This window comes from Streptomyces sp. NPDC004065, from assembly GCF_044903565.1.
GTDB lineage: Bacteria > Actinomycetota > Actinomycetes > Streptomycetales > Streptomycetaceae > Streptomyces.
In genome coordinates this window covers 17,398-37,706 of the sequence record NZ_JBJDQT010000041.1, presented here as the reverse complement: position 1 = coordinate 37,706, position 20,309 = coordinate 17,398, and the positions used below count along the sequence as shown (strand labels likewise).

At 72.9% G+C, this 20,309-nt stretch carries 22 protein-coding genes; 12 read left to right on the top strand and 10 right to left on the bottom strand.

From position 1 onward, the window contains the following. Nucleotides 1-58: 58 nt before the first annotated feature. The gene (locus ACI2LW_RS31270) at nt 59-2,200 is read left to right on the top strand and encodes a CDP-alcohol phosphatidyltransferase (protein WP_404734625.1); all 2,142 of its coding nucleotides are present in this window, start codon (nt 59-61) and stop codon (nt 2,198-2,200) included. A 96-nt stretch (nt 2,201-2,296) separates the two neighbouring features. Here the strand turns inward: ACI2LW_RS31270 and dusB are convergent, their stop codons facing one another. Further along, nucleotides 2,297-3,439: a tRNA dihydrouridine synthase DusB gene (gene dusB, locus ACI2LW_RS31265; RefSeq protein ID WP_404734624.1), complete on the bottom strand. Its 1,143-nt coding sequence runs from the start codon at nt 3,437-3,439 to the stop codon at nt 2,297-2,299. 81 nt (nt 3,440-3,520) lie between these two features. On the opposite strand from dusB, the gene ACI2LW_RS31260 reads away from it, so the two are divergent. After that, the gene (locus ACI2LW_RS31260; RefSeq protein ID WP_404734623.1) at nt 3,521-4,966 is read left to right on the top strand and encodes an MFS transporter; all 1,446 of its coding nucleotides are present in this window, start codon (nt 3,521-3,523) and stop codon (nt 4,964-4,966) included. A gap of 63 nt (nt 4,967-5,029) precedes the next feature. Here ACI2LW_RS31260 and ACI2LW_RS31255 read toward each other — a convergent pair whose 3' ends face one another. Continuing rightward, a complete protein-coding gene (locus ACI2LW_RS31255) occupies nt 5,030-5,974 on the bottom strand; it encodes a helix-turn-helix transcriptional regulator (RefSeq protein WP_404734622.1) in 945 nt (314 codons plus the stop codon). A gap of 101 nt (nt 5,975-6,075) precedes the next feature. Between ACI2LW_RS31255 and ACI2LW_RS31250 the strand changes: the two genes are divergently transcribed. Then, complete coding sequence (locus tag ACI2LW_RS31250) at nt 6,076-7,506, top strand: MFS transporter (protein ID WP_404734621.1); 1,431 nt, start codon at nt 6,076-6,078, stop codon at nt 7,504-7,506. A 234-nt stretch (nt 7,507-7,740) separates the two neighbouring features. Here ACI2LW_RS31250 and ACI2LW_RS31245 read toward each other — a convergent pair whose 3' ends face one another. Continuing rightward, the gene (locus ACI2LW_RS31245; RefSeq protein WP_404734620.1) at nt 7,741-9,123 is read right to left on the bottom strand and encodes a glycine--tRNA ligase; all 1,383 of its coding nucleotides are present in this window, start codon (nt 9,121-9,123) and stop codon (nt 7,741-7,743) included. Between the two features lie 226 nt (nt 9,124-9,349). Here ACI2LW_RS31245 and ACI2LW_RS31240 point away from each other — a divergent pair, with 226 nt between their 5' ends. The 4 genes from ACI2LW_RS31240 (at nt 9,350) to ACI2LW_RS31225 (ending at nt 12,661) form a co-directional block, all read left to right on the top strand. Beyond that, on the top strand, nt 9,350-10,348 hold the full coding sequence (locus tag ACI2LW_RS31240; RefSeq protein WP_404734619.1) for a metal ABC transporter substrate-binding protein: 999 nt from the start codon (nt 9,350-9,352) through the stop codon (nt 10,346-10,348). A gap of 32 nt (nt 10,349-10,380) precedes the next feature. Then, nucleotides 10,381-11,271, top strand: a complete 891-nt coding sequence (locus ACI2LW_RS31235) for a metal ABC transporter ATP-binding protein (protein ID WP_404734618.1) — start codon at nt 10,381-10,383, stop codon at nt 11,269-11,271. Beyond that, nucleotides 11,271-12,173 (top strand): metal ABC transporter permease, encoded by a 903-nt coding sequence (locus ACI2LW_RS31230; protein ID WP_404734617.1) that lies wholly within the window; start codon nt 11,271-11,273, stop codon nt 12,171-12,173. The genes ACI2LW_RS31235 and ACI2LW_RS31230 overlap by 1 nt, the downstream gene beginning before the upstream one ends. 68 nt (nt 12,174-12,241) lie before the next feature. After that, on the top strand, nt 12,242-12,661 hold the full coding sequence (locus tag ACI2LW_RS31225; RefSeq protein ID WP_404734616.1) for a Fur family transcriptional regulator: 420 nt from the start codon (nt 12,242-12,244) through the stop codon (nt 12,659-12,661). Between the two features lie 144 nt (nt 12,662-12,805). On the opposite strand, the gene ACI2LW_RS31220 is transcribed toward ACI2LW_RS31225, so the two are convergent. The 4 genes from ACI2LW_RS31220 to ACI2LW_RS31205 all read right to left on the bottom strand — a co-directional run bounded on the left by ACI2LW_RS31220 (nt 12,806) and on the right by ACI2LW_RS31205 (nt 15,018). Continuing rightward, nucleotides 12,806-13,645, bottom strand: a complete 840-nt coding sequence (locus tag ACI2LW_RS31220; protein ID WP_404734615.1) for an isoprenyl transferase — start codon at nt 13,643-13,645, stop codon at nt 12,806-12,808. Nucleotides 13,646-13,675: 30 nt separating this feature from the next. Further along, entirely contained in the window at nt 13,676-14,425 is a 750-nt protein-coding gene (recO, locus tag ACI2LW_RS31215; RefSeq protein WP_404734614.1) for a DNA repair protein RecO, read from the bottom strand. Between the two features lie 153 nt (nt 14,426-14,578). Continuing rightward, nucleotides 14,579-14,767, bottom strand: a complete 189-nt coding sequence (locus ACI2LW_RS31210; protein WP_404734634.1) for a hypothetical protein — start codon at nt 14,765-14,767, stop codon at nt 14,579-14,581. 35 nt (nt 14,768-14,802) lie between these two features. Beyond that, nucleotides 14,803-15,018 carry a hypothetical protein gene (locus ACI2LW_RS31205; protein WP_404734613.1) on the bottom strand — a complete coding sequence of 72 codons (216 nt, stop codon included), beginning with the start codon at nt 15,016-15,018 and terminating at the stop codon, nt 14,803-14,805. A gap of 129 nt (nt 15,019-15,147) precedes the next feature. Between ACI2LW_RS31205 and ACI2LW_RS31200 the strand changes: the two genes are divergently transcribed. Together ACI2LW_RS31200 and ACI2LW_RS31195 are read left to right on the top strand one after the other, a co-directional pair. After that, nucleotides 15,148-15,981: a Scr1 family TA system antitoxin-like transcriptional regulator gene (locus ACI2LW_RS31200; protein ID WP_404734612.1), complete on the top strand. Its 834-nt coding sequence runs from the start codon at nt 15,148-15,150 to the stop codon at nt 15,979-15,981. Next, the gene (locus tag ACI2LW_RS31195) at nt 15,963-16,322 is read left to right on the top strand and encodes a DUF397 domain-containing protein (protein ID WP_404734611.1); all 360 of its coding nucleotides are present in this window, start codon (nt 15,963-15,965) and stop codon (nt 16,320-16,322) included. The genes ACI2LW_RS31200 and ACI2LW_RS31195 overlap by 19 nt, the downstream gene beginning before the upstream one ends. On the opposite strand, the gene ACI2LW_RS31190 is transcribed toward ACI2LW_RS31195, so the two are convergent. From ACI2LW_RS31190 to ACI2LW_RS31180, 3 genes are all read right to left on the bottom strand, one after another. Continuing rightward, the gene (locus ACI2LW_RS31190) at nt 16,319-17,467 is read right to left on the bottom strand and encodes an MFS transporter (RefSeq protein WP_404734610.1); all 1,149 of its coding nucleotides are present in this window, start codon (nt 17,465-17,467) and stop codon (nt 16,319-16,321) included. The genes ACI2LW_RS31195 and ACI2LW_RS31190 overlap by 4 nt on opposite strands. Nucleotides 17,468-17,574: 107 nt before the next feature. Further along, entirely contained in the window at nt 17,575-18,042 is a 468-nt protein-coding gene (locus ACI2LW_RS31185) for a protein phosphatase (RefSeq protein WP_404734609.1), read from the bottom strand. 15 nt (nt 18,043-18,057) lie between these two features. After that, nucleotides 18,058-18,813 carry a hypothetical protein gene (locus tag ACI2LW_RS31180; RefSeq protein WP_404734608.1) on the bottom strand — a complete coding sequence of 252 codons (756 nt, stop codon included), beginning with the start codon at nt 18,811-18,813 and terminating at the stop codon, nt 18,058-18,060. On the opposite strand from ACI2LW_RS31180, the gene ACI2LW_RS31175 reads away from it, so the two are divergent. From ACI2LW_RS31175 to ACI2LW_RS31165, 3 genes are read left to right on the top strand one after another with little or no spacing between them, the layout of a single operon-like run. Continuing rightward, nucleotides 18,814-19,113 (top strand): hypothetical protein, encoded by a 300-nt coding sequence (locus ACI2LW_RS31175; protein ID WP_404734607.1) that lies wholly within the window; start codon nt 18,814-18,816, stop codon nt 19,111-19,113. Further along, the gene (locus tag ACI2LW_RS31170) at nt 19,095-19,961 is read left to right on the top strand and encodes an ALF repeat-containing protein (protein ID WP_404734606.1); all 867 of its coding nucleotides are present in this window, start codon (nt 19,095-19,097) and stop codon (nt 19,959-19,961) included. The genes ACI2LW_RS31175 and ACI2LW_RS31170 overlap by 19 nt, the downstream gene beginning before the upstream one ends. A gap of 28 nt (nt 19,962-19,989) precedes the next feature. Continuing rightward, nucleotides 19,990-20,307 carry a hypothetical protein gene (locus tag ACI2LW_RS31165; RefSeq protein WP_404734605.1) on the top strand — a complete coding sequence of 106 codons (318 nt, stop codon included), beginning with the start codon at nt 19,990-19,992 and terminating at the stop codon, nt 20,305-20,307. The last annotated feature ends 2 nt before the right edge of the window (nt 20,308-20,309 follow it).

Below are 20,309 nucleotides of genomic sequence, written 5' to 3'. Positions count from 1 at the left end.
CATGCCTCCCCAGCGTGGCCCGCCACCTCGCGACGCCGTGCACGGAAGGACCTTCGGGGTGCCCCAGCAGACGAGTACACGCGGACCGTCGGACACGGCGGGCGCAACCGGTACGGACACCCCGCCGACGGCGGCCGAGGAGCTGCCCGCACCCCGGGTCGCCCCCGACGAACCGGTCACCGCGGACGAGCGGGGCGCGGACGAGCCGGGCGCGCGCTCCGAGGACGAGCGACCAGAGGAGAACACGGAGGCCGTCGAGGCCGAGCAGGACGGCGAGGCCGCCGAGGCCGAGGAGACTCCGCAGGCCCCAGAGGTTCCGGAGGCCGCCGAGGCCGCCGAGGCCGCGGAAACCAAGGCGCCCTCGGCCCCCGCACCGGAAGCGGAGGCGGACGCACCCGCCAAGCCCGGCACACCCGCCACCTCGGCGGACGCACCGGACGCGGCCACGCAATCCGGCACCCCCCGTCCTCCCCGTGCCCCCCGTCCTCCCCTCCCCCTGCGGTTCCTGCGGGCGCTGCGCCCCCGTGCGGTGCGCCGGGCGTGGCGGGGATGGCAGGACGCGCATCCCGTTCCCGCGCGGGTGCTCTCCCTCGCCGTCACGCTGCTCGCCCTGGCCCTGGTCGTGGTCGCCCTGCTGCTGCCGAACAAGCAGGAGCAGTTCCGGATCGCGGCGTTCACCCGGATTCCGGTGGAGGCACTGCTCGGGGCGGCCGTCCTGGTCGCGCTGGGGCGCCGGACGCGGACCGCCGTGGCGGCGGTCGGCGGGGCGTGCCTCGGCGTGCTCACCGTGCTGAACCTGACCGACATCCAGTTCAACCAGTACCTCGGCCGCAGCTTCAACGTGATCCTGGACTGGGAGCTGCTCGACGACGCGCGGTCCTACCTCGCCGACGCCCTCGGCGGCACGGTCGCGCTGCTCGCGACGGTCGGTGTCGTGCTGCTGGTGCTGGCGGTGATCGCGCTGATGGCCCTGGCCACCGTGCGGGTCAGCGACTTCCTGGGCCGCGACCGGTCCCGCACGACCCGGGTGCTGCTGGTGCTCAGCGCGATCTGGATGACGTGCTCGTCCCTGCACCTGCACATCGCCGGCGTCCCCGTGGCCAGCGAGCACACGGTCGTCATGCTCAAGTACCACGAGCAGGCGCTGCGTTCGACGATCCGGGACGAGCGGGAGTTCGCGAGGACGGCGAAGGTGGACGCGTTCGGCGGCACCCCGGGCAGCCAGCTCGTGCCCGACCTGCGCGGCAAGGACATGATCTTCACGTTCATCGAGAGCTACGGCCGCAGCGCGATCGAGGATCCGATCATGGCGCCCGGCGTCGACCGGACCCTCGAGACCAGCACCCGGGCGCTGGCCCGGGCGGGCTTCCACGCCAAGAGCGGCTGGCTGACCTCGGCGACGTACGGCGGCGGCAGCTGGCTCGGCCACTCCACGTTCATGTCGGGCCTGTGGGTGGACAACCAGAACCGCTACCGCACGGTGACCGCGGGCGACCACCTCACCCTCACCGAGGCGTTCCGCAGGACGGGCGCCTGGGACACCGTCGGGGTCATGCCGGGCGTGCAGAAGGGCTGGCCGGAGGCCAAGTGGTACGGCCTGGACAAGGTGTACAACGCCTTCCAGGTCGGCTACGCGGGACCCAAGTTCAGCTGGTCGACGATGCCCGACCAGTACGCGCTGGAGGCGTTCCAGCAGCAGGTGCACGGCAAGAAGCACGACAAGCCGCTGACCTCGTTCGTCATCCTGACCTCCAGCCACCAGCCCTGGGCGCCGATCCCGAAGCTGGTCCCCTGGGACCGGCTCGGCGACGGCTCGGTGTTCCAGGGCATCGAGGCGGCCGGCACCAAGGCGGAGGACGTCATCGCCGACCCCATCCGCTCCCGTGAGGAGTACGGCAAGTCGATCCAGTACTCGGTGACGGCCCTGACCCAGTGGCTCCAGCGCTACGGCAACGACAACACCGTGCTGGTCTTCCTCGGCGACCACCAGCCCATCGCCCGGGTCAGCGGCAACCACGCCAGCCGGGACGTGCCGTGCTCGATCGTCGCCAAGGACCCCAAGGTCCTCGACAAGATCGCGAGCTGGGGCTGGACGGACGGGCTGCGGCCGGCGCACGACGCCCCGGTGTGGAGGATGAGCGCCTTCCGCGACCGCTTCCTGACCGCGTACGGCTCCGTCCCGCACCCGTCCAAGCGCTGACCCGCGCCCGCCCCGGTTCCGGCCCCCTGCCGGTGCCGCCCGGGGGCCGGGGCCGGGGACCGGGGGCCGGGGGCCGCGGGCCGGGGGCCGCGGGTGTCAGCCCCCGGAGGTGTCCAGTTCGGCGTCCTCGCCGACGCCCGCGCAGTCGTAGGGGTCCTTGAGCCAGCCGTCCGGGAGCACCACCCGGTTGTTCCCGGACGTGCGGCCGCGCGGGCCGTCGGCGCCGGCCGGCCAGGGCTGGTCGAGGTCCAGCTCGTCCAGGCCGCCGCGCAGTTCCTCCAGCGAGGAGGTGACCGCGAGCCGCCTGCGCATCTCGGAGCCGACCGCGAAGCCCTTCAGGTACCAGGCCACGTGCTTGCGGAAGTCGACCACACCGCGCTGCTCGTCGCCGAGCCACTCGCCGAGCAGGGTGGCGTGCCGGACCATGACGTCGGCGACCTCGCGCAGGGCCGGCCGCGCATAGGCGTCCGAACGGCCCTCGAAGGCGGCGACCAGGTCGGCGAACAGCCACGGCCGGCCCAGGCAGCCGCGGCCGACGACCACGCCGTCGCAGCCGGTCTCGCGGACCATCCGCAGGGCGTCGCCGGCGGACCAGATGTCGCCGTTGCCGAGCACCGGGATCTCCGGGACGTGCTCCTTCAGCCGGGCGATGGCGTCCCAGTCCGCGGTGCCGCCGTAGTGCTGGGCGGCGGTGCGGCCGTGCAGCGCGATGGCGCTCACGCCCTCCTCGACGGCGATCCGTCCGGCGTCGAGGTAGGTGAGGTGGTCGTCGTCGATGCCCTTGCGCATCTTCATGGTGACCGGCAGGTCGCCGGCGCCGCTGACCGCCTCGCGCAGGATGGAGCGCAGCAGGTTGCGCTTGTAGGGCAGGGCGGAGCCGCCGCCCTTGCGGGTCACCTTGGGCACCGGGCAGCCGAAGTTGAGGTCGATGTGGTCGGCCAGGTCCTCCTCCGCGATCATGCGGACGGCCTTGCCCACGGTGGCCGGGTCGACGCCGTACAGCTGGATCGAGCGGGGGCGCTCGCTCGCGTCGAACCTGATCAGCTGCATGGTCTTGTCGTTGCGCTCGACCAGGGCCCGGGTGGTGATCATCTCGCTGACGAACAGACCCTTGCCGCCGCTGAACTCCCGGCACAGCGTGCGGAAGGGGGCGTTGGTGATGCCGGCCATGGGGGCCAGGACCACGGGCGGCCGGACGGTGTGCGGGCCGATCTGCAGGGGGGACTCGGGCGTGGGCATTCCCCCATTGTCACGTATCGACGAAGATCATGTAACGGTCATTAGTTAACCGCACTATCGAAATCACGTACCATGGGCGTCATGCCCGAGCTCAGCCACCGCCGGCGGATGCTGGTGCTCGCGATCTGCTGCATGAGCCTGCTGATCGTGAGCCTGGACAACACCGTCCTCAATGTCGCCCTGCCCTCGATGCAGCGCGAGCTGCACGCGAGCACGTCCGGACTGCAGTGGACCATCGACGCCTACACGCTGGTCCTCGCCTCCCTGCTGATGCTGGCCGGCTCCACGGCCGACCGGATCGGCCGCAAACGCGTCTTCATGTCCGGCCTGGTCGTCTTCGGCATCGGCTCGCTGCTGTGCTCGCTGGCGCCCAACCTGGAACTGCTGGTCGTCTTCCGCATGGTGCAGGCGATCGGCGGCTCGATGCTGAACCCGGTCGCGATGTCGATCATCACCAACACCTTCACCGACCCGCGCGAGCGCGCCCGCGCGATCGGCGCCTGGGGCGCCGTGGTCGGGATATCCATGGCCGCGGGCCCGCTGGTCGGCGGACTGCTGGTGGAGTCGGTCGGCTGGCGCTCGATCTTCTGGGTCAACCTGCCCGTCGGCCTCGCCGCGCTGCTGCTGACCCTGCGCTTCGTGCCCGAGTCCCGCGCGCCGAGGGCCCGTCGGCCCGACCCGGTCGGGCAGGTACTGGTGATCGCCCTGTTCGGCGCCCTGACCTACGCCATCATCGAGGCCCCCGCCGCCGGCCTCGCCACCGTCGCGCCCTTCGCGGTGGTCGCCCTGGCCGCCCTGCTCGGTCTGCTGTGGTACGAGCCGCGTCGCGCCGAACCCCTGATCGATCTGCGCTTCTTCCGCTCCGCCCCGTTCAGCGGGGCCACCGTGATCGCGGTCAGCGGCTTCGCCGCCCTCGGCGGGTTCCTCTTCCTGTCCACGCTCTACCTGCAGAACGTACGCGGTCTCGACGCGCTGCACGCCGGCCTGTGGATGCTGCCCATGGCGGCGCCCACCTTCCTGTGCGCGCCGCTGTCCGGGCGGCTGGTCGGCAGCCGCGGGCCGCGGCTGCCGCTGCTGATCGCCGGTGCCGCGATGACCGTCAGCGCGGTGCTGTTCGCGGCCTTCGAGGCCGAGACGTCGAACCTCACCCTGGTGATCGGGTACGTCCTGTTCGGCGTCGGCTTCGGCTTCGTCAACGCCCCCATCACCAACACGGCCGTCTCCGGGATGCCCCGCGCCCAGGCCGGGGTGGCGGCCGCCGTCGCCTCCACCAGCCGTCAGCTCGGCCAGACCCTCGGGGTGGCGGTGGTGGGCGCCCTGCTCGCCTCCGGCGTCGGCGCCTCCTCCTACCAGGACGCCTTCGTCTCGGCCGCCCGGCCGGGGTGGTGGGTGCTGGTGGTGTGCGGGGCGGCGGTGCTGGTGCTCGGCGCGATCACCTCCGGCCGCTGGGCCCGCCGCACCGCCGAGCGCACCGCCGACCGCCTCCAGGAGAACGAGGTCCGCCAGGCGGCGGGCGTCCACGCCTGAGCCACCACCGGCGCGCCGGTACGGTCAGGCCCCGCGCGCCCGTACGGTCAGGCTCCCGTACGGTCAGGCCCCGCGCTCCCGTGCGATCGCGTGCAGCTTCTCCAGTCGCTCGCGCGACTCCTCGTCCGCCGGGGTGTACGTCACCAGGCGGGGCCCCGCGTCCGGGCCGAGCCACAGGTCGGTGTGGTCGACGGTGATCCGGCCGACGTGGGCGTTGCGGAACTCCTTGCGCTTGTGGGCCGGGCCCATCACCTCGTGCCGGTCCCAGATCTCGCGGAAGTCCGGCGACTGCTCGCGCAGCCGCTTCAGGAGCGTCTTCCAGGTGGGCTCGGCCAGATGACCGGCCATCGCGGCGCGGAAGCGGGCGGCCATGTGCCGCTGGGCCTCCTCCAGATGCACGATCGAGGAGCGCCACTCCTCGTGGGTGTAGGCGAGGATCATGCAGTTGCGGTCCCCGGGCGGCACCGCGTCCAGGTCGCAGAAGAGCAGTCCGTAGGTGCGGTTGTGGGCGAGGATGTCGTACCTGCTGTTCTGCAGGCAGGCCGGGAAGGGCTCGAGCTGCTCCAGGACGGCCCGCAGGGCGGGGGTGACCGACGGGCAGACGGTCGTGGGCGCCGGATCCGTGGCGCCGGCCAGCTGGAAGAGGTGGGCACGCTCCCCGGGGTCGAGCAGCAGGGTCCGGGCGAGGGCGTCGAGGACCTGGACGGAGACCTGGATGTCCCGGGCCTGTTCCAGCCAGGTGTACCAGGTGACGCCGACCGCGGAGAGGTGCGCCACCTCCTCACGGCGCAGGCCCGGGGTGCGGCGCCTGCGTCCGCGGGGCAGGCCGACCTGTTCCGGGGTGATGTGCTCGCGGCGGTGGCGCAGGAAGGCGGCCAGCTCGTGCCGCCGTATCTCGGAGGCCGCGGCCTGCGCGGACCGGGTCGCGCCCTGCGCGGGCGGGGGCGGCTGCGCCGCCCGGGGAGCCTGCTCCTGGCGTACCGGCGTCTCCTGGGCCATGGTGCTCATGCCTCCAGCCTGCCGCCGCGGGGACCCTGTTTCCAGGTGGTGCCGCTACCAGGATAAGAACACTCTGGTACCCCCCTCGGCGGACGCGCAGGCTCGGGACCGTGACGACCGAAACCATCTCCTCACGCCTCGTACGCTCCCCCGAGGCGCCTCCCGCGCTGGGCGGGACCGGACTGTTCACGGTGCTGCTCGCCGCGGCACTGCCCCTCATCGACTTCTTCATCGTCAACGTCGCCCTGCCCACCATCGGCCGCGACCTGCACGCGGGCGAGGCGGTCCTCGAACTCGTCGTCTCCGGCTACGGGCTGGCCTACGCCGTCCTGCTCGTCCTCGGTGGCCGGCTGGGCGACCTGTTCGGCCGCCGCCGGCTGTTCCTCGGCGGCATGGCGGCCTTCGGCCTCACCTCGCTGGCGTGCGGTCTCGCGCCCGGCGCCTGGCCGCTGGTCGCCGCGCGCGTGGCGCAGGGCGCCGCCGCCGCCGCGATGCTGCCGCAGGTGCTGGCCACCATCCAGGCGACCACCTCCGGACCCCGCCGGGCCAGGGCGATGGGCCTGTACGGCGCGACCGCCGGCCTGTCCATGGTGGCCGGGCAGATCCTCGGCGGCGTCCTGGTCGCCGCGGACCCGTGGGGCACCGGCTGGCGCGCGGTGTTCCTGGTCAACGTGCCCGTGGTGGTCGCCGGACTGCTGCTGGCCGCCCGGGCGGTCCCGGAGACCCGCTCCTCGCACCCGGAGCCGGTCGACGGCCCCGGCACCGTACTGCTGGCAGCCTCCCTGCTGGCCCTGCTCGCCCCGCTCACCGAGGGCCGCGCGGCGGGCTGGCCGCTGTGGACGTGGATGTCGCTGGCCGCCTTCCCGGGCGTGGCGGCGGCCTTCTGGGCGGTGGAGCGGAGGGCGGACCGGCTCGGCCGTACGCCGTTGGTGCCGCCGAGCCTGTTCCGGCTGGTGTCGCTGCGCCGCGGCCTGGTGATGATCGTGCCGTTCTCGATCGGCTTCAGCGGCTTCATGTTCGTCATCGCCGTGGCGCTCCAGCGGGGGGCGGGCCTCGGCCCGGTCCCGGCGGGTCTGGCGCTGGCCCCGATGGCCGTGGCCTTCTTCTTCGTCTCGCTGGCGGGGCCGCGGCTGGTCGCCCGGTACGGCACCCGTGTGGTGACCGCGGGGGCGGTCGTCCAGGCGGTCGGGGTGGGGCTGCTGGTGCTGGCCGCGTGGCGGTCGTGGCCGCATCTCGGGCTGGTGGAACTGCTGCCCGGTGCGGCGGTCGCCGGTGCGGGCCAGGCGCTCCAGCTGCCCATCGTGTTCCGGATCATCCTCTCGGAGGTACCGGCCGCCCGTGCGGGCGTCGGCAGCGGGGTCATGGTCACCACCCAGCAGTCCGCGCTGGCGCTGGGCGTGGCCACCCTCGGCACGCTGTTCCTGTCGCTGGTGCCCGGCATGGGCATGCGGGACGCCCTGGTGACGGCCCTCCTGGTCCAACTGGCGGGCGTACTCCTGACCGGCCTGCTGAGCCTGCGCCTGCCCCGCACGATCGGCTGACGCCAACGGCCCCCGCGGGGACCGTCCGAACACGCTCGCCCCGCCACGACCACCCGGCCCCCGCACGCCCGCGCACGGACGGCCGACGCACGGTCGCCCGACGCGCAGCCCGCCGGGGACCGCCCGACGCACGCACGGCTCGCGTGCGGTCCTCGGCCGCCCCGACGGCAAAACGCCGGACGGCCGGCGGGTCGGAAGGACCCGGCGGCCGTCCGGCGCCGAAGGGTTGCGGGGTCAGCAGCCCACGAGGCGGCCGGCCAGGTAGCCCTCGATCTGGTCGAGGGACACCCGCTCCTGCTTCATCGAGTCGCGCTCGCGCACGGTCACCGCGTTGTCGTCCAGGGTGTCGAAGTCGACGGTGACGCAGTACGGCGTGCCGATCTCGTCCTGGCGGCGGTAGCGGCGGCCGATGGCGCCCGCGTCGTCGAACTCGATGTTCCAGTTCTGCCGCAGGGTCTGCGCCAGGCCCTTGGCCTTGGGCGACAGCTCCGGGTTGCGGGACAGCGGCAGCACCGCGACCTTCACCGGGGCCAGGCGGTGGTCCAGGCGCAGCACGGTGCGCTTCTCCATCTTGCCCTTGGCGTTGGGCGCCTCGTCCTCGACGTAGGCGTCGAGGAGGAAGGCGAGCATCGCCCGGCCGACACCGGCCGCGGGCTCGATGACGTACGGCGTCCAGCGCTCGCCGGCCTCCTGGTCGAAGTACGACAGGTCCTGGCCGGAGGCCTTGGAGTGGGCGCCGAGGTCGTAGTCGGTGCGGTTGGCGACGCCCTCCAGCTCGCCCCACTCGTTGCCGCCGAAGTTGAAGCGGTACTCGATGTCGGCGGTGCGCTTGGAGTAGTGGGAGAGCTTCTCCTTGGGGTGCTCGTACCAGCGCATGTTCTCCTCACGGAGACCCAGGCCGGTGTACCAGTTCCAGCGCTGCTCCATCCAGTACTCGTGCCACTTCTCGTCCTCGCCCGGCTTGACGAAGAACTCCATCTCCATCTGCTCGAACTCGCGGGTGCGGAAGATGAAGTTGCCCGGCGTGATCTCGTTGCGGAACGACTTGCCCATCTGGGCGATGCCGAACGGCGGCTTGCGGCGCGAGGTGGTCTGCACCTGGGCGAAGTTGGTGAAGATGCCCTGGGCCGTCTCGGGGCGCAGGTAGGCGATGGAGCCGGAGTCCTGGGTGGGACCGAGGTGGGTGGAGAGCAGGCCCGAGAACTGCTTGGGCTCGGTGAACTGGCCCTTGTTGCCGCAGTTGGGGCAGTTGACGTCCGCGAGGCCGTTCTCCGGGGCGCGGCCGTGCTTGGCCTCGTAGGCCTCCTCCAGGTGGTCCGCGCGGAACCGCTTGTGGCAGGAGGTGCACTCGGTCAGCGGGTCCGTGAAGGTGGCGACGTGACCGGAGGCGACCCACACCTCGGGGGCCAGGATCACGGACGAGTCGATGCCGACCACGTCCTCGCGGGACGTCACCATGTAGCGCCACCACTGGCGCTTGAGGTTCTCCTTGAGCTCGACACCCAGCGGCCCGTAGTCCCAGGCGGCGCGCTGGCCGCCGTAGATCTCACTGCAGGGGAATACGAAGCCACGGCGCTTGCTCAGGCTGACGATGGTGTCGATCTTGTCGGCGGCCACGGTGCTCTCTTCATTACGACGACGGGCGACGAAGCGACGGCTGCGCTTCGACGAAGCGAGACGCTTCAGAGCGAATGCTTCAGGGTACCGGCGGGGGCTCCCCCTCAATCAAATCGGTGCCGGACACGGACCGCATCCGGGCCCCCGCGGGCCCCCACGAAGGCCCCACGGAGCCCTCACGAGGGCTTGTTGACAACGGTTTCCATTTTTGTTGAAAATGAGTGTCATGAACAAGGGACGACGTCACCTCATACCGGGCACCGCCCTCGCGGTGGCCGCCGCCGTGGGTGCGGGAGCGCTGACGGGCTGCTCCACCGGCGCCGCGGCGGGCAACACGGACAAGTTCGACGTCGTCGCGTCGTTCTACCCGATGGCCTTCCTCGCCGAGCGGATCGGCGGGAGCCACGTCCACGTCACCAGTCTCACCCGGCCCGGTCAGGAGCCGCACGACCTGGAGATCAGCGTCCGGCAGACCGCGCGCCTGGAGGAGTCCGACGCCGTCCTCTATCTCAAGGGGCTCCAGCCCTCCGTCGACGAGACCGTCGCCCAGTCACCGGTGAAGACCAAGATCGACGCCTCCTCCCTCACCACGCTGGAGAAGCACGGCGTCGAGGCGGGCGGCCCCGCCGACGGCCACGACAGCCAGGACGGCGGCCACGACGTCCCCGAGGACCACGACGGCCGGCGCGGCGGGGCGTCCGACGGCCGGGACCCGCACGTCTGGCTCGACCCGGTGCGCTACGCGCAGATCGCCGAGGGCGTCGGCAGGGTCTTCGCGAAGAGCGACCCGGAGCACGCCGCCGACTACCGGAAGAACACCGCGGCCCTGGTCGGGCAGCTCAGGGCGCTGAACACCCGGTTCGCACAGGGCCTCGCGCACACCCGGACCAGGGTCTTCGTCACCACGCACGCCGCCTTCGGCTACCTCGCCGAGCGCTACGGCCTGACCCAGGAGGCGGTCAGCGGCCTCGACCCGGAGTCCGAGCCCAGCGCGGCCCGCGTCCGGGACCTGCAGCGCACCGCGAAGGCCGACGGCGTCACGACCGTCTTCTACGAGACCCTCGTCAGCGACGACACCGCGAGGACCGTCGCCGCCGACGCGGGCCTGCGCACGGACGTGCTCGACCCGCTCGAGGGCATCACCGACGCCTCGCGCGGCCGGGACTACCTCCAGGTCATGGACGCCAACCTCCAGGCGCTGCGCACGGCCCTGGGCGCCCGGTGACACCGCCAGCGACAGCCGAGGAGAAGGACGCCATGACCGCACACCGACCCGACCCCGAGCCCGAACCCCGGCCCGACCCCGAGCCGGAGCCCCGGCCCGGACCCGGACCACAACCCCGATCCGGACCACGACCCCAGCCCGACCCCGACCTCGGCCCCGAACCCGTCATAGCCCTGCGCGGTGTCCGCGCCGACCTCGGCCCGCGGCCCGTGCTGCGCGGCGTCGACCTGACCGTCCGCCGCGGCGAGGTGGTCGCCCTGCTCGGCGCGAACGGCTCCGGCAAGTCCACGGCGGTCCGCACGGTGATCGGCCAGGTGCCGGTCAGCGCCGGCGAGGTCGAGCTGTTCGGCACCCCGCGGCGCCGTTTCCGTGCCTGGTCGCGCGTGGGCTACGTCCCGCAGCGCACCACCGCGGCGGCCGGCGTCCCGGCGACCGTCACCGAGATCGTCTCCTCGGGCCGGCTCTCCCGCACCCGCTTCGGCGTCTTCCGCCGCGCCGACCACGACGCCGTGCGCCGCGCCCTGGAGCTGACCGGCATGGCGGACCGCGCGAAGGACTCGGTGAACGCCCTGTCCGGCGGCCAGTACCAGCGGGTGCTGATCGCCCGCGCGCTGGCCGCCGCCCCCGAGCTGCTGATCATGGACGAGCCGATGGCGGGCGTCGACCTGGCCAGCCAGGAGGTGCTGGCGCGGACCCTGCGCCAACAGGTCGCGGCCGGTACGACGGTGCTGCTGGTGCTGCACGAGCTCGGCCCGCTGGAGCCGCTGATCGACCGGGCGGTCGTCCTGCGCGACGGCTGCGTGGTGCACGACGGCCCGCCCCCGAAGGCCGTCGGCCAGCACGCCCTGCCGGGCCACGACCACGTACACCCGCACGACGGCGCCGCCGGCGCCGGCCCGATCCGCACGGGACTGCTGAGCTGATGGACCTCCTGAACTACGCCTTCATGCAGCGCGCGCTGCTCGCCGCCGTGCTGGTCGGCGTCACCGCCCCCGCCGTCGGCATCTACCTCGTCCAGCGCCGCCAGGCCCTGATGGGCGACGGCATCGGCCATGTGGCCATGACCGGCGTGGGCCTGGGCTTCCTGCTGTCCACCTCCCCGGTGTGGACGGCGACCGCGGTGTCCGTGCTCGGCGCGGTCCTGATGGAGCTGATCCGCTGGTACGGCCGCACCCGCGGCGACATCGCCCTCGCCATGCTCTTCTACGGCGGCATGGCGGGCGGCGTCCTGCTGATCAACCTCGCCCCCGGCGGTTCCAACGCCAACCTGACCTCGTACCTCTTCGGCTCCCTGTCCACCGTCTCCCCCTCGGACGTCACCGCGGTCTGCCTGCTCGCGGGGTTCGTGGTGCTGGTCACCGTCGGGCTGCGCCGGCAGCTGTTCGCGGTGAGCCAGGACGAGGAGTTCGCCCGGGTGACCGGCCTGCCGGTGCGCGCCCTGAACCTGCTCACGGCGGTCACGGCGGCGGTGACGGTGACGGTCGCGATGCGGGTGGTCGGACTGCTGCTGGTCTCCGCGCTGATGGTGGTCCCGGTGGCGGCGGCCCAGCAGCTCGGCCGCAGCTTCGCCGCGACCTTCGCGATCGCCGTCGCCATCGGGGTGGGCGTCACCACCGGCGGCACGGTCACCTCGTACTACCAGGACGTGCCGCCCGGCGCGACGATCGTGCTGCTGACCATCGCCGCGTTCGTCGTCCTCACCGCGCTCGCCACCCCGCTGGCCCGGCGCCGCGCCCGGGCGCTCGCCGCGTCGCGGCCCGCCGGGGACCCGGTGGAGTGCGCCATTCCGGCCACCCGGAGCGCGGGCGGCCGGGCCGGCGTCTGACCGTGCGCGGATCCGGCTGGCACAATGGCCCGGCAGGCGCAGACGTGAGCCGCCGAAGGAGGCACCCGGTGACGACCGCAGGACCGCCCGTGAAGGGCCGCGCCACCCGGCAGCGTGCCGCTGTCGCGGCGGCCCTCGACGAGGTCGACGAGTTCCGCAGCGCGCAGGAGCTCCACGACATGCTCAAGCACAAGGGCGACTCGGTGGGCCTGACCACGGTCTACCGCACCCTTCAGTCCCTCGCCGACGCGGGCGAGGTCGACGTCCTGCGCACCTCCGAGGGCGAGTCCGTCTACCGCCGCTGCTCGAGCGGCGAGCACCACCACCATCTCGTGTGCCGCGTCTGCGGCAAGGCGGTCGAGGTCGAGGGCCCGGCGGTGGAGAAGTGGGCCGAGGCCATCGCCGCGGAGCACGGCTACGTCAACGTCGCCCACACGGTGGAGATCTTCGGCACCTGCGCGGACTGCGCGACGGCCGCCGGCCGCTGAGCCGGCGCGGGCGCCACGCGTGCCGGCGGGCACCGCTGGCATCGGCGCGGGCGCCGATCCGCGGGCCCCGGGACGGCGGGGGCGCCCCACCCGGCCGAAGTGCCCGCAGGCCGCGTCCCCGCCGACCGGCCGGCGTCCGTGGCGTCAGTCCTCCTCCGTGCGGCCCTCCATCGCCAGCAGCTCCTCGTTCGGGATGGCGCCACCGAAGCGGCGGTCGCGGGAGGCGAACTCGACGCACGCCCGCCACAGGTCGCGGCGGTCGAAGTCGGGCCACAGCACGTCCTGGAACACCATCTCGGCGTAGGCGCTCTGCCAGAGCAGGTAGTTGGACGTGCGCTGCTCGCCGCTGGGGCGCAGGAAGAGGTCGACGTCCGGCATGTCCGGGTAGTACATGTACTTCTGGAGCGTCTTCTCGGTCACCTTCGCCGGGTCCAGCCGCCCCGCCCGCACGTCCTCCGCCAGCGCCTTGGCCGCGTCCGCGATCTCCGCCCGGCCGCCGTAGTTCATGCAGAAGTACAGCGTCAGCCGGTCGTTGTCCTTGGTCTGCTCCTGGGCGACCTGGAGCTCCTTGGCGACCGACTTCCACAGCCGGGGCATACGGCCCGCCCAGCGCACCCGGATGCCCAGCTCGTCGAGCTGGTCGCGGGTCTTGCGGATGAAGTCGCGGTTGAAGTTCATCAGGAAGCGCACCTCGTCGGGTGAGCGCTTCCAGTTCTCCGTGGAGAAGGCGTACAGCGAGATGTTGCGGACGCCGATCTCCACCCCGCCCTGGAGCACGTCCAGCACCCGCTCCGCGCCGACCTTGTGCCCCTCGGTGCGCGGCAGCCCGCGCTCCTTGGCCCAGCGGCCGTTGCCGTCCATGACGATCGCCACATGCTCGGGGACCAGCTCGCCCGGCAGCTTCGGCGGGCGCGCGCCGGACGGGTGCGGCTCGGGCGCCCGGTACTGACGTCGCTGGCGCCCCAGGATCCCGCGTACGGCCATGTGCTCCTCGTCTTTCCGATCTCGCAGTTCCTACTGCTTTTCCACGTACCTGAGCGAGCGCAGTCCGCGCTCCAGGTGCCAGTGCAGATAGGCGGACACCAGCCCGCTGCCCTCCCGCACGTACCGCGGCTCGCAGGCGTCCGCCGTCGCCCAGTCTCCCGTGAGCAGCGCGCCGAGCAGCACGAGGGTCTGCGGCGAGGGTACGACACTGCCGGGCACCCGGCAGTCGGCGCAGACCGAACCGCCGGAGGCCACCGAGAAGAACCGGTTGGGCCCGGGCATCCCGCACCTGGCGCAGTCGCCGAAGCTGGGCGCGTAGCCGTTGACGGCGAGCGAGCGCAGCAGGAACGCGTCCAGCACCAGGTGCGGGGCGTGCTCGCCGCGGGCGAGGGTGCGCAGGGCGCCCACCAGCAGCAGGTACTGCTGCACGGCCGGCTCGCCCTCGTGGTCGGTGAACCGCTCGGCGGTCTCCAGCATGGCGGTGCCCGCGGTGTAGCGGGCGTAGTCGGTGACGATCCCGCCGCCGTAGGGCGCGATGGTCTCGCTCTGCGTGCACAGCGGCAGCCCGCGCCCGACCAGCTCGCTGCCCCGCGCGAAGAACTGCACGTCCACGTGCGAGAACGGCTCCAGCCGCGCCCCGAACTTCGACTTGGTCCGCCGCACCCCGCGGGCCACCGCCCGCACCCGCCCGTGCCCGCGCGTGAGCAGCGTGATGATCCGGTCCGCCTCACCCAGCTTCTGGGTGCGCAGCACGATGCCGTCGTCGCGGAACAGACTCATGGCCCCATTCTCGCCCACGGCGCGGCGGGCCCGGACCGGAGTGGCGCAACCCGGGCCCCGGACCCGGACCTGACCCCCGGCCCCGGTCCCGGACCTGACCCCCGGCCCCGGCCCCGGACCGGGCCTCGGACCCGGCCCCGGCCCCGGTCCCGCCTACGGCACCTCCCCGCGGCTGCGCGCGTTGGCGTAGGCCGTGGCGGCGCGGAGCCGCTCGGCCGGGGTCGCGGTGCGCACCGACTCCGGTGCGCAGTCCCACTCGCGGCCCCCGCCGAGGGGCCGTAACTGCACGTACGGCCCCTCGTGGCCCATGACGACCCCGACCCGGCCCGTACCGGTGTCCATGGCGTACGAGCCGACCGGGGGCCGGCGCGCGCCGCTCACCGCAGCACCGCAGCGAGCCGGGCGGCCGTCTCCACCGAGCAGCGGCCCAGGTCCACGAGCGGGCAGGGCGCCTCACGGGCGAGCCCTGCCGGGTCCAGCCCCAACGACGGCAGGGTGATTCCGGCCCTTTCGAGCGCGTCCCGCAATTCCGCCAGGGTTTCCTCCGCCTCCCGTACGCAGATCGCGGAGTGGACCGGGTTCGTCGCTGCCACAGTTCGCTTTCCTTTCCCGCACCGTTCTTCACCGTTCGTATCTCCACGGTGACGTTCCGCGTCTAGAGTCGGAAGGGTTTCGGGCCCTTTCGGGCCCTACAACGGCACGGCAGCAAAAGGGGGTTGGTAATGGCCAACGGTTCACGTCAGGCGGCGTGGGAGTTCTTCGGCGCGGAACTCAAGCGGCGGCGCGAGGACGCGGGGTTGACGCAGGTGGAGCTGGGTGCGCGGGTGTTCGTCTCCGGCGGCTACATCGGCCAGTTCGAACAGGCGATCAGGAAGCCCCAGCTCGATGTGGCCCAGCGCATCGACGAGGTACTGCAAACCGACGGTATTTTCGAGCGGCTGTGCAGGAAGCTGATTGACGATCCGCGGTATGCGGAGTATTTCGCGCGGGCGGCGGAACTGGAATCGCTGGCGACGGAGATCTACGAGTTCGCGCCCGCGCTGGTTCCGGGACTGCTGCAGACACGGGCGTACGCGTGGGCGGTGACCGTGGCGACGAACCCGTTCGCGGCGGACGAGTACATCGACGAGAAGGTGTCCGGCCGTCTGGACCGCGCCCGCATCCTCAAGGACGCCACGCGCCCCCTGTACTGGGTGGTGCTGCACGAGAACGTGCTGCGCATCCCGGTGGGCGGACCGGGGGCCATGGCGGAGCAGTTGGAACACGTCGCACGACTGGCACGGCAACGGACGGTGCGGGTCCAGGTGCTGCCGTACGCGGCGGCGGCGTATGCCCTGATGAACGGGATGCTCGTACTTATGGAGTTCGATGACGCACCGCCAACCGCCTATACAGAAGCGGTGTATTCGGGGAACTTGCTGGACGATCCGGCCGTGGTCAAGCGCTCCCGTGCGGCATACGATCAGATCAGGGCCGCCGCGCTGTCGCCTGAGGCGTCCCTGGCTCTGATCGAATCGGCGGCGGAGGACTTCAGACCATGCCCGAGTACGACCTGAGCAACGCCCGCTGGCGCAAGAGCAGTTACAGCGACGGCAACGGGGGCAGCTGCGTGGAGGTCGCGCACGACTTCCCCGGCGCCGCCCGCTGGCACAAGAGCAGCTACAGCGACGGCAACGGTGGCGACTGCGTGGAGGTCGCCCACGACTTCCCCGGCGCCGCCCGCTGGCACAAGAGCAGCCACAGCGACGGCAACGGCGGCAACTGCGTGGAGGTCGCCCACGACTTCCCCGGTGTCGTCCCCGTCCGGGACAGCAAGGTGCCGGACGGTGATGTGCTGGTGATCGGGGGCGCGGCCTGGGCCGAGTTCGTGGGCGCCGTGGGGACGGCCGGTCTCTAGTCCCGGCGGTCCCGGCGCCCGCTCCCCCTCCCCCGTACCAACAGGGCCGTCACCAGGTACGGCAGGGCCGCCCAGGTGAAGGCGGCGGCGTGCGAGGTGGCCGAGCCAACCGCGGCGTACGCGCCGTACACCGCCATCGTCGCCAGATCCGTGCCGAGGCTCGCGACCGAGGTGAGGGTGGCCCGGCGTGCGTCGTCGATACGGTCCTGGAGCCGGGCGTCGGCCAGCACGGTCGCCAGCTGGAAGCCGCCGAAGGCGAGGGCCACCAGCGGCAGTCCGGCCGGGGTGCGCAGCGCGGCGCCCGCGGCCAGGGCGAGCGCGGCGCCCGCCGGCAGGGCGGCGAGTCCGGTCCGGCCCAGGCGGGCGCACGCGCCGGACAGCAGGCCGCCGGCCGTGGCACCGGCCCAGATCAGCAGGAGCAGGTAGGGCACGGTTCCGTCGGGGACGCCGGTGGCCCGCACCAGCAGCGGGGTGTACTCGTCCAGCGCGCCCCACACCGCGCCCACGGCCGGGACCAGCAGCAGGGCCCCGCGCACGGACCGGTCGGCGCGCGCCTCGGCCCATCCGGCCCGCAGCGTCCGCGCCCAGCCCTCGTCGCCCGGGTCGGGGGGCGTACGGTGTTCCGGGAGCCGGGTGGCCGTCGCCGCCGCCAGCAGACAGGCGAGCACACTGGCCGCGCCGACGGCCGGGTAGCCGCCCAGGGAGAACACGGGACCGGCCAGGCCCATCGCCGCCACCACGCCCACCAGACCGGCCGCGCGGACCCGGCCCATGACGTGGGCGTAGCGGTCGGCCGCGCCGAGGGCGCCGAGTTCGTCGTACGCGAGGGCCTCCAGCGCACCGGAGCCGAGCGCTCCGCCGGCGCCCCAGAGGAGGAAGCCGAGCGCGAAGGAGCCGTAGGAGGGCAGGAGCACCCACAGGGCGAACCCGGCCGCGGTGAACAGCGGGCCGAGGGCCAGCAGCAGTCGCCGGGACACGGCGTCGGCCCAGGCGCCGGAGGGCACTTCCAGGACCACGCCGGTGGCCGACCAGAGGGCGAACAGGGAGGAGATCTCCCAGGACGACAGCCCGGTGTCGCTGAACAGCAGCGCGTACACCGGGTAGAGCGGCACGAAGTCGCCGAGGAAGGCGTAGCCGTACAGCACCGCGGCCAGTCGCCGGGTGCCGGGCGCGGCAGGGGCCGGATCACGGGATCAATGTCGCCAGGTCATGCGCCCAGGGTAGGCGGCGGGCCCGGTGCGGCGCAGTGGATTTACCGGCCGCCCGGGGTCCCGTGGGGCGGGAAGTGGCGTACGTACCGCTTCTGCCAGGGCGTCTCCACGGCACGGGGGTCGTAGTGCTCACGCACATAGGCGACCGCCTCGCCCGGCGGCACGCCGTCCAGCACCGCGAGGCAGGCCAGCGCCGTACCGGTGCGGCCCCGCCCGCCCCCGCAGGCGACCTCGACCCGCTCGGAGGCGGCCCGCTCCCACACCTCCAGGAGCACGGAGCGGGCCTCCTCACGGTCGGCGGGCAGCCGGAAGTCCGGCCAGCGCAGCCAGCGGGACTCCCAGGGGACGGCGGGGGGCTCCTTCCCGAGCAGATACACCCCGTACGCGGGGACCGGCGCCCCGTCCGCGAGCGGCCGCCGCAGCCCCCGCCCGCGCACCAGCCGCCCGGAGGGCAGCCGCAGTACACCGGTGTCCCGCAGGTCCCACAGTGCTTCGAGCCGTCCCGTCATGCGACGAGGCTAACGTCAACTCGCGGGCGCCAGCCGGACTTCGGCGTGCAGGCCCTTGGCGTCCACGGCGGGGAAGAGGGAGACGTGCCCGTCGGCCCAGCGGACGAGGAGGTCGTCGGCGGCGCCGTTGGCGGTGAAGGCGCCGGCGGTGACGACGGTGGCGTCGGCCCAGTTGGACTTGGCGGGCCGGACCTTGATCTCGCCGGGCAGGGCCTTGCCGGCGGTGAGGCCCGGGTAGAGGGTCGTCTCGCCGTCGCGCCAGCGCACCACGAGGTCGTCGGTGCCCTTGCCGGTGAAGGAGCCGGTGGTGAGCTGGTCGGCGTAGGTCCAGGCGGTGTTCTTGGCGACGAGCTGGGTCTGCTTCTTCAGGCCGTTGACGGTGAGGTCGGTGAAGACGGAGACATGGCCGTCCTTCCAGTCCACCAGCAGGTCGTCGCGCCGGCCGCCGGGGGTGAAGCGGCCGGCGACCAGGAGGCGGGCGTCGTCCCGCCAGGCGGCCGACTTGGGCGGGGCGAGCTGCTTCTCGCCGTGGAAGCCCTTGGCGTCCACGGAGGTGTACAGGGCCATCTCGCCGTCGACCCACCGCACGACGAGTCCGGCACCGCCGCTGCCGGTGCCGGTGCCGACGCCGGTGACGGCCAGGGCCTTGTCCCAGATGCTCTTGGGCTTGGCGAGCTGGTGCTCGGCGGTGAAGGGGTGGGCGGGGTCGTCGCCGTCGCCGCCCTGGTAGAGCGTGACCTCGCCGTCGTCCCAGACGACGATCAGGTCCATGTGGCGCGTGCCGCCCGCGGAGCCGCCCGTGTAGTAGCCAACGTCGCCCGCAGGACGGAGGCGGAGGACCTCGCGACGCGCACCAACGCGGCGATGGAGACCGCCCGGTCGCAGAAGGACGCCGCCGACGCCTTCACCTCCCAGTTGGCGCAGGTCGCCCTGGAGGACAAGAGGATCGGTGAGGACACCGACGAACTGGCGGCCGAGGCCGGCCGGCCCGGGGCCGACAGGCCGGCCGGCCCGGGGCCGACACCAAGGCCGTCGCCGCCAAGGGCCGCGCGGTGGCGCTGCGGGCGCTGAAGCAGTACGGCGCCTGGCGGCAGGAGGCCGCCGCCCGGGCCCTCGCCGGTGACGACGACGCGGTCCTGGAGTACCTGCGCACCGGTGCGCGACGGGCGGAGACGGACGAGACCCGCCAGCAGGTGTCGGACCTCGCCCAGAGCAGCCCCTACGAGAGCGTCCGCACCGGTGCGGCGCAGGCGCTGGCGGGCGGCGACGAGCAGATCCGCGACTTCTGCACCAGCGGCCAGTACACGGTGGCCACCGCGGACTACCGGGTGCTGGTCTCCCGGATCAACAACGCCGGCGGCCCGGCCGTGAAGGAGGCGTCCAAGGCGGCGCTGGCCGACGGCAGCCCGAAGGCGATGCGGGAGTTCCTGAACGGCGGCCAGTACCAGGCCCGCAACCAGGACGAGCGGGTCCAGGCCTCCAAGCTGGTCAACGACGGCGGCCCGGAGACCCAGGCGGCCGCGAAGATCGCCCTGTCCGGGCCCGCCGACCAGCTCCACGCGTTCATCGAGGTCGGCCAGTACATGGCCGACCGCAAGGACAAACTCGCCCGGACCCACGCGGCGCAGATGCAGCGGCTGCTCGACGAGGCCGACGGCATCGCGGCCTCCGCCCGCAAGGACAGCTGGCTGGCCGCGAAGGCCGCCGCGACGGCGAAGAACGCCAAGGACGAGGCCAACAAGGCGGCGGCCGAGGCCAAGAAGAACGCCGACCAGGCGGGCAAGTACGCCGACGACGCCAAGAAGTCCGCCGACCAGGCCCAGACCAGCGCCGACGAGGCCGCCGCCTCCGGGAGCATGGGCGGAATCATCGGACCGGACGGACGGGTCGTCTCCTTCTGGTACGACGAAGCGCACTAGGAGCCGGGAGAACAACATGCTCACTTTCATGGACGCCTACGCTCTCTGGCGCAACCTGCCGTTCCCCCGGAGCGGATCAAGCAGGGAACTGATCCTGGCGCACAGCGATCTCGCGGAAGCCGACGAGTACGTGACGACGGTCATCCGATTCGTGGAGCGCGGGATTTTCAAGCCTGCGCCGGTCGACGTCCTCGCGATGCTCCAGGAGCTGATGCAGCGGATCGACCGGCTCGGCGAAACGGTGTCGTCTCCCGACCAGGCGGTCGCCCGCTCGCAACACGCCTACGCGGCGCTGCTCGACCTGGTGTATCGGCAGTTCCTCGAACTGGGACCTTCGCACTCCTAGCA